At 67.3% G+C, this 6,851-nt stretch carries 7 protein-coding genes and 1 pseudogene; 3 read left to right on the forward strand and 5 right to left on the reverse strand.

All coding sequences use genetic code 11. The features are described 5' to 3' along the window. Positions 1-133: 133 nt before the first annotated feature. On the reverse strand, positions 134-778 hold the full coding sequence (locus tag AQJ64_RS44090; RefSeq protein WP_055634595.1) for a DUF6230 family protein: 645 nt from the start codon (positions 776-778) through the stop codon (positions 134-136). Between the two features lie 652 nt (positions 779-1,430). Further along, the gene (locus AQJ64_RS44095) at positions 1,431-2,405 is read right to left on the reverse strand and encodes a tetratricopeptide repeat protein (protein WP_055634594.1); all 975 of its coding nucleotides are present in this window, start codon (positions 2,403-2,405) and stop codon (positions 1,431-1,433) included. A 260-nt stretch (positions 2,406-2,665) separates the two neighbouring features. Between AQJ64_RS44095 and AQJ64_RS44100 the strand changes: the two genes are divergently transcribed. Then, a complete protein-coding gene (locus AQJ64_RS44100; RefSeq protein ID WP_055634593.1) occupies positions 2,666-3,289 on the forward strand; it encodes a TetR/AcrR family transcriptional regulator in 624 nt (207 codons plus the stop codon). Positions 3,290-3,309: 20 nt separating this feature from the next. On the opposite strand, the gene AQJ64_RS44105 is transcribed toward AQJ64_RS44100, so the two are convergent. Next, on the reverse strand, positions 3,310-3,714 hold the full coding sequence (locus tag AQJ64_RS44105; protein ID WP_055634592.1) for an ATP-binding protein: 405 nt from the start codon (positions 3,712-3,714) through the stop codon (positions 3,310-3,312). Between the two features lie 113 nt (positions 3,715-3,827). Here AQJ64_RS44105 and AQJ64_RS44110 point away from each other — a divergent pair, with 113 nt between their 5' ends. After that, entirely contained in the window at positions 3,828-4,739 is a 912-nt protein-coding gene (locus tag AQJ64_RS44110) for a helix-turn-helix domain-containing protein (RefSeq protein ID WP_240512663.1), read from the forward strand. An 11-nt stretch (positions 4,740-4,750) separates the two neighbouring features. Next, entirely contained in the window at positions 4,751-4,939 is a 189-nt protein-coding gene (locus tag AQJ64_RS44115) for a DUF397 domain-containing protein (protein WP_055634591.1), read from the forward strand. Between the two features lie 159 nt (positions 4,940-5,098). On the opposite strand, the gene AQJ64_RS44120 is transcribed toward AQJ64_RS44115, so the two are convergent. Together AQJ64_RS44120 and AQJ64_RS51610 are read right to left on the reverse strand one after the other, a co-directional pair. Continuing rightward, positions 5,099-5,647 (reverse strand): hypothetical protein, encoded by a 549-nt coding sequence (locus AQJ64_RS44120; protein WP_240512662.1) that lies wholly within the window; start codon positions 5,645-5,647, stop codon positions 5,099-5,101. Between the two features lie 137 nt (positions 5,648-5,784). Then, a pseudogene (locus AQJ64_RS51610) lies at positions 5,785-6,851 on the reverse strand (virulence factor); the annotation flags it as partial.

Below are 6,851 nucleotides of genomic sequence, written 5' to 3' on the forward strand. Positions count from 1 at the left end.
GAAACAGCTCCCTGGTGCGGTGTTGCTCTGTGAGGGGGGGTCTTCCGTCGCTGCACGGGACCGTGCTCGAAGACCCGGTCGGAGAGATGCGGGCGGGGGCGCCTTTCGGCCTCCCCCGCCCGTCACCGAGTGCTTAGTAGCACGGGTTGGAGCCCGCGGAGAGCTTCATGCTCAGCCCGGGCAGGGTGAAGGTTCCGGCGGTGGTCGCCCACGCCGTCTGCTTCACGCCGTACAGGTCCACGGACGTGGCCTGCTGGCCGAAGCCGTAGGGGTTGGACTTCTCGTCGCCGCCCTTCATGGGCGGGTTCTTCATCGAGCCAGCCTGCACGCCGATGTCGAGACCGTTGAACACCGCGGTGTCGGCGCCGAGGTCCTCGACGTCGATGTACAGGTTGTGGGCAGTGACCTGCTTCTGCTTGTCGTCACTGTTACCCGCCGTCAGCGTCAGGGTGACAGAGCCGAGCAGCGGGATGTTCGGCGTGACGACCGACTGACACATGTTCTGGATGCGGGCATCCGTGAACGCCGACACCGCGACCGGGTGGATCGTGTCCTTGCCGTCCAGCGTCTTGCCCGCGTCGATCGCGCCGTACTGCGAGAAGCCTTCGCCGTGGATGTAATCCGCACGGACCTTGAACGACTGACCCGAAACGCTGAACGACGCGGCCAGCGCACCCTGTGCCAGGGCGACGCCTATCGCTGCCGTGGCGGCGACGCTGGGCACCATGACCAGCGCGAACCGCTTCCATCTGGTCCCGCCACGCACCTGGGACTCCATATTTCCTCCTTCTCGGACGTACATCTCCTGGCCCCGACTCGCCCCACTTATGCGGCGGCTCAGCCGGACAGGGATGGGAGAAGTGCTACGTCCTCGGGAAGGGGAGCGCCCGTCTCGGAGGCGCGTACCGCGCACCGATCACCGGCGATCACCCCCGAGCGACAACCACTGGTCGCGCCTGACACGCATCACGCACAACCTTGCTGGACAGGCTCCACCGAGCGGCGAAGACCCCCCTGCCCAAGAGCCTGCGGCGTGTGCCGTGGGCTCTGCTCGGTGGGGACCCAGGAAAACCCGTTGTACCCAACCGGCTGTCGGGGTACGGGAATGGACCGAGCGTGGCCGATCGTGGTCCATTCTCGCCGCCCGCACAAGGGGGTTCGTTACTCGCTAGTAACGGACAGATAACCGAGCAACGACCCAGAGATCCCGGGCGGCGACTCAGGGTGTCAACAGGGCCTGGAACAAAGTTGTTGATGGACGGACAGAACCCGACAGAACAACGCCCCGGTCTTACTTCCAGTAACAGCGGCCGCGATTACCAAGATTTGGTAAAGCGCGGCCGCACGGGAACCATCCCGGCTGAATTTTCACCGGGGAACCACAGGCCCCCGACGTTTAGCGACTGGTCAGCCCCCGCCCCGGGCCCGGGTCAGAACAGGGCACGCGCCAGCGCTCGCCGGGCCGCCGCCACCCGCGGGTCGTCAGGGCCGACGACCTCGAACAGCTCCAGCAGCCGCAGCCGTACGGCGTCCCGGTCGTCGCCGGCCGTGCGCCGCACGGTGTCGATGAGCCGCCCGAACGCGTCCTCGACATGACCGCCCACCAGATCCAGGTCGGCGGCGGCGATCTGCGCCTGGGCGTCCGCGGGCCGCTCGGCCGCGTCCTTGCGCACCTGCTGCGGGTCCATCCCGCCGACCCGGTGCAGCAACTCGGCCTGCGCCAGCCCGAGTTTCGCCTCCGTGTTCGCCGGGTCATCCGCGAGTACGTTCTTGTACGCCTGCACCGCGCCGCCGAAGTCACCCGCGTCCAGCGCCTGTACGGCGGCCTCCAGGAGCGCGTCGTACGGGCCGGCCGGCACCTCGGCGGCCGGCGCCTGGGTCCCCGGCTCGGCGTCGGGATCGACCGTCAGGCCGGTGAGCCCGAACCGCTCCTCGGCGACCTGCACCAGCTGGTCCAGCGTCTGACGGATCTGGGCCTCGCCCGCGGCCCCCTGGAAGAGCGGCAGCGCCTGGCCCGCCACGACGGCGAACACCGCGGGGATGCCCTGCACCCCGAACTGCTGCATCAGCATCTGGTTGGCGTCGACGTCGATCTTGGCGAGCAGGAAGCGGCCGTCGTACTCGACGGCGAGCCGCTCGAGGACCGGGCTCAGCTGCTTGCAGGGCTGGCACCACTCGGCCCAGAAATCGATGACGACCGGTACCTCGGCGGAGCGTTGCAGGACCTCGCGCTCGAAGCCCGCCTCGTCGACGTCGATGACGAGATCGGCCGGGGAGACGGCCCCCGCGCCGCCCTGCCGGGCCGTTTCGGCGCGCGTCTGCTCCGCCTTCGCCTTGGCCTCCTGGGCCGCCTTCACCGCGGCGAGGTCGACGACTCCGCTCATGGACATGTTCCGTGGCTGCATGCGTCCATCCTCCCCCGTCCGCGCGCGTAGGCGAAAAGCGTTCCGAAAGCGTTCCTGCCCAGGCGCCGGGGTCCCCACCCCACGCCTTTGCCCGCGGCTCGTGAAACGTCCGTCACGAGGGGCGCCCAGCGGCGCCATACGCTTTCGCTACGAGTCGTAGCGTAATGGCACTGAGTGCCTACGCGCCATGGATTCCCGGTGATCTCTCTCACGGCGACAGGGGGACTGGCAGGTCCGAAACCGGCGGTTATGGTCGGGCCATGCAGAGCCGCACCCCCGTCGGCCGCGCCGGCCGCCCGCGCAGCGCCGCCGCGGACACCGCGATCCTGGCCGCGACCCGGCAGGCGCTGGTCGAGCTGGGCTGGTCGAAGCTCACCCTGGGGGACGTGGCGACACGCGCCGGGGTGGCGAAGACGACCCTCTACCGCCGCTGGGCCGGCAAGAACGAACTCGTCGTCGACGCGGTGGCCGAACTCTTCGCCGAACTGGAACTCCCCGACCGGGGCAGCCTGGCCGCCGACATCGAGGGCGTGGTCCTCCAGTTCGCGGCGATCCTGGCGCTCCCGGAGGCGCGCAGCGGACTGATGGCGGTGGTCGCCGAGTCCACTCGCGACGAGGCCCTGCGCGCCCGTATCCGCGCCTCCATCGTCGAACCCCAGAAGCACCTGGTCCTGGAGGGCCGCACCCGCGCCCAGACCCGCGGCGAGCTCCCCCCGGAGACCGACCCGGATTCGAGCGCGCGCACCGCGGAGCTCATCTTCGACGTCATCGCGGGCGCGGTGGTCCACCGGGCCTTGGTGAGCTCCGAGCCCGTGGACATGGACTGGTCCCGGGACTTCACCAGGCTCCTCCTGAACGGTCTGACCTCGCCCCCGACGACCTGACGTCCACTGCCATTCACGCGTCACCCCTCGCCCAGCTCGCACCAGACCAGTTTCCCGCTGCGGCCGGGCGCCCCAAGGGAGTAGTGCCCCCACCGGTCGGCCAGCTCTTCCACGATCTCCATCCCGCGCCCTTCCTCACGGTCCGCACCGCACGGGCGCCGTGCAGGCCTGGGCGGTTCACTGCTGGTGTCCCACACCGAAAGGCGCAGCCACTTCCCCGACCTCTTCACTCGGAGACAAGAGGGGCCGGGAGCGTGCACATGGGCGTTGGTCACCAACTCACTGGCCAACAGCTCTGCCGTGACGAGGAGTTCGCCGAGCCCGTGAGCCCGGAGCATCAGCCGCAGGGCGCCCCGGGCGACACCCACAGCGACAGGGCTGTGCGGGAGGTTGATGCTGTACTCCCATTCGTCCTCGTTGTTCATGAGGCCTCCGCCCAGGGTGAAGATGCGCAACTTGACTGCGCACTAGGTGTGTTGGTTGCGATACTGACAGTAGGGATAGAGGGGTTAGTTTTTCTACCTGACTCCTCGAACGGGTGACACTCGACTTCCGGAAGGGACGGACCTTGGCACTACGGACCAGGATCAGCGAACGACAGCGGCGCCTTGGGGCCGAGCTGCGCAGGATCCGTGAGGCTCACAAGATCACCACGAATGAGGCTGCCGCCGTGGCCGGCCTCAGGGCGCCATTTCTGAGCAACATCGAGGGCGGTCGTACCGCCATCGCCACCGAACGACTCCGGAGACTATGCGAGCACTACGGGAATATTTCTAACCCGTACGTTGAGGCCCTGGTAGCCATGTCGGAGTCCAGCGGCAAGGGTTGGTGGAGCGGCTACCAGGGACGTGTGACCCAGTACGCGCTCAACCTCGCCGAATTGGAGGCCGGTTCAACGACCATCCACTCATATCACCCGCTGCTCGTCCCCGGGCTCCTCCAGACCGAGGACTACATCCGGGCCCTCTTCGACGACGAGCAGCCACGACACGCCACTACCGAGGATGCCGTCACCTTCAGGCTGGAGCGCCAGAGGATCCTCACAGGTGAGAGTGCCCCCACCGTGCACGTTGTGATTCACGAGGCCGCCCTGCGCATGCACTACGGCGGCCCCAAGGTCATGCACGGGCAGCTAATGCACCTCATCGAACTGGCGAGACTACCCAACGTGACTATTCGGATCTTCCCGTTCCGCGCAAGGACGTACTCGGGCGTCAGCGCCCCGTTTCTCTATCTGGCCCCTCCTGTCGAGGAGTTGGCCACCGTCGTACTGGACCATCCGGCACAGCAGATCTACCGTGACTCGCCAGAGCATCTGTCCCAATACCGTGCGCTCTTCGAACGGTTGAAGGGATCCGCGCTGCCGCCGATCACCCCCTCAACCGCAGCGGAGGCGCAGACAGTGCCCGGCTCCTTGATGCTGATCCAACATCTCCTTTACGACTTGTAGGAAGGCCCGCAGTGCCCGATCTCAGCTGGCAGAAGTCCTCATTCAGCGGCGGCGAGTCGGAAGACTGCCTCTACCTCGCCGCCGCCCCCGACGGCACCGTACGTCTCCGCGAGAGCGACTCCCCCGACGAGATCATCACCACCACCCCAGCCCACCTCGGTCACCTCGTACGGGCACTCAAGTCCCGGACGGCCCCCTGAAGGCGCGTGTGGACGCCTACTCGGTGCCGAGTCTTGCTGGGCGGCAGGGCCGGCCCTACGGGAGGCGACGCCGCTGCCGCTGTGGGCGAGCGCTGCGCCGCGTGCGACGACATGGCAGAGGGGCGGCCCAGTAGGGCCGCCCCTCTGCCGGAGAGTCCGCTAGGCGAGCCCTCCGTAGGTCACAGTCCTGCCAGGGCCCGCTTCACGGGCGACACGCGCCGCCAGGTCTTTGCCCCGCAGGTCCAGTTCCTGGCGTCTCGCATCGTCCTTCCCGTCGTCCCGGTCCTTCAGATACTGCTCCATGCCGGCGTTGAAGTCGGCCGCCCACGTGTACAGGTCCGCGATCAACTCGTCGGACAGGTCGAGCCCGGCGGCGGGGTCATCGGGGGCGAAGTCCCCGAACCCCTCCGCGCGCAGCGGATACCACTTGTACTCACCCTCGACCGTGATGCGGAGCGGGAACGGCGGAGTGTCGTGCTCGTCGAGGGACCAGTGCAGCCGTCGGCACCCCCAGCAGACGAACTTCATGGTGGCACGCGCTTCGTCCCAGTAGCGCACCACCCACTGCGGTCCGAGGTGCCGTGCCAGCGCCTGGGCGGTCTCCAAGCCCTGCTTCGCGTGCGTGCGCAGGGGCTGATGGGACGCGAATCCGGCAGCGGGACGGGCCCGCGACCACGACGCCAGCCGGTCGGACAGCGGCTCGGACAATCCGAGCGCAGGGTCACCTAGAGGAACGTTACGCGTGAAATGGGACACATCCTCATAACCTTCATCCTCCACGACATACAGCGGTGAGTCGTCGCCCTGTGCCCGGACGAGTAGTTGGCGTGGTGATCGCGTCGAGGTCATGCCGGATTCGCCCCCACGATGAAGCCGTTGTCGCCCACCGTGATGGCCACCCGCTGTGTCGTGCCGTTGTACACCGTCTCGTAGATCGGCCTACCGCCGTCGGCGCCCTGCTGTCCCACGATCTTGCCTTCGCTCAGTGCCTTGTTGAGAAGCTTGGGAATATCCTCGGACGCTACACCGCGTTCGATGAACTCTCCCGCGTGTCGGAAAATGATGTGGATGAGGCCCACCTTGTTGTTGCCGATCTCCAGCCACGCCACAGGGACACCGGGCCGTGGATAGCGTACGACCATCACCACATCCGCCCGTTTGAAGTTGGCGCCACTCGCCTCCAGTTTGCGCACCAGGTCCAGATCGATGCTGTTGGCCGCCTTCGCCCGGTCCGCCATGCGCTCCGAGAGGCGCAACGCCATCCCCGCGAGCGTGTCGGGATCCGCCAGGTCCGCTGCGGAGGGCTTCTCCCCGAAGATCTTCTTCATATCACCGAGCAGCTTCTCCGCTCCCCGGCCCGTCTTGATCGCGTCTTCGACGAGCTTGGTGAACTTCAGCGCCTCGGCGACCTTCCCGAGAGGGATAACCGTGGCGAGCGCCCAAGCGCAGCCCGATCCGGCGCCGCCGTCGTCGGAGGGGGTGAACTTGTGGTAACACTCGACGAAGTCCTCGACGAGGATGCTGTACGCGAGATTTGCCACGAACAGGCCCAGGCTCTGCAGCCCCGCCTTCTCCAACTGGAGGAAGGTGAAGTGGTAGGAGACCTCCTTCGACAGTCCCTTCTCCGGCTGCGAACCGAGGTAGAAGGTGTCCGCCTTCGGGCAGGCCGACTGCGTGGCGGGTACGTCCGGATTGGCGCAGTAGTAGAAGCTGACGACAGCGTCGAAGTGGAACTCGAACCTGACCGTGCAGCCGTCGAGGGTGAGCGTGCAGTCGTCGAGTTGCTTCGGAGTCTCGGTCAGAGTGATCTTGTCGATGATGAGGAAGGTGTGGTCCATACCGGTCGCCGCGCCTTCGGCGACCTGCTGGTTCGCTCCCTTGTTCTCCGCCTGCTGCGCCGCCTGCTGGGCGG

It is taken from the genome of Streptomyces griseoruber, assembly GCF_001514205.1.
GTDB classification, from domain to species: Bacteria; Actinomycetota; Actinomycetes; order Streptomycetales; family Streptomycetaceae; genus Streptomyces; species Streptomyces griseoruber.

Excerpts from the sequence above, each read along its gene's own strand:
- AQJ64_RS44090 (WP_055634595.1), bottom strand. The coding sequence starts at position 778 with ATGGAGTCCCAGGTGCGTGGCGGGACCAGATGGAAGCGGTTCGCGCTG.
- AQJ64_RS44095 (WP_055634594.1), bottom strand. The coding sequence starts at position 2,405 with ATGCAGCCACGGAACATGTCCATGAGCGGAGTCGTCGACCTCGCCGCG.
- AQJ64_RS44100 (WP_055634593.1), top strand. The coding sequence starts at position 2,666 with ATGCAGAGCCGCACCCCCGTCGGCCGCGCCGGCCGCCCGCGCAGCGCC.
- AQJ64_RS44105 (WP_055634592.1), bottom strand. The coding sequence starts at position 3,714 with ATGAACAACGAGGACGAATGGGAGTACAGCATCAACCTCCCGCACAGC.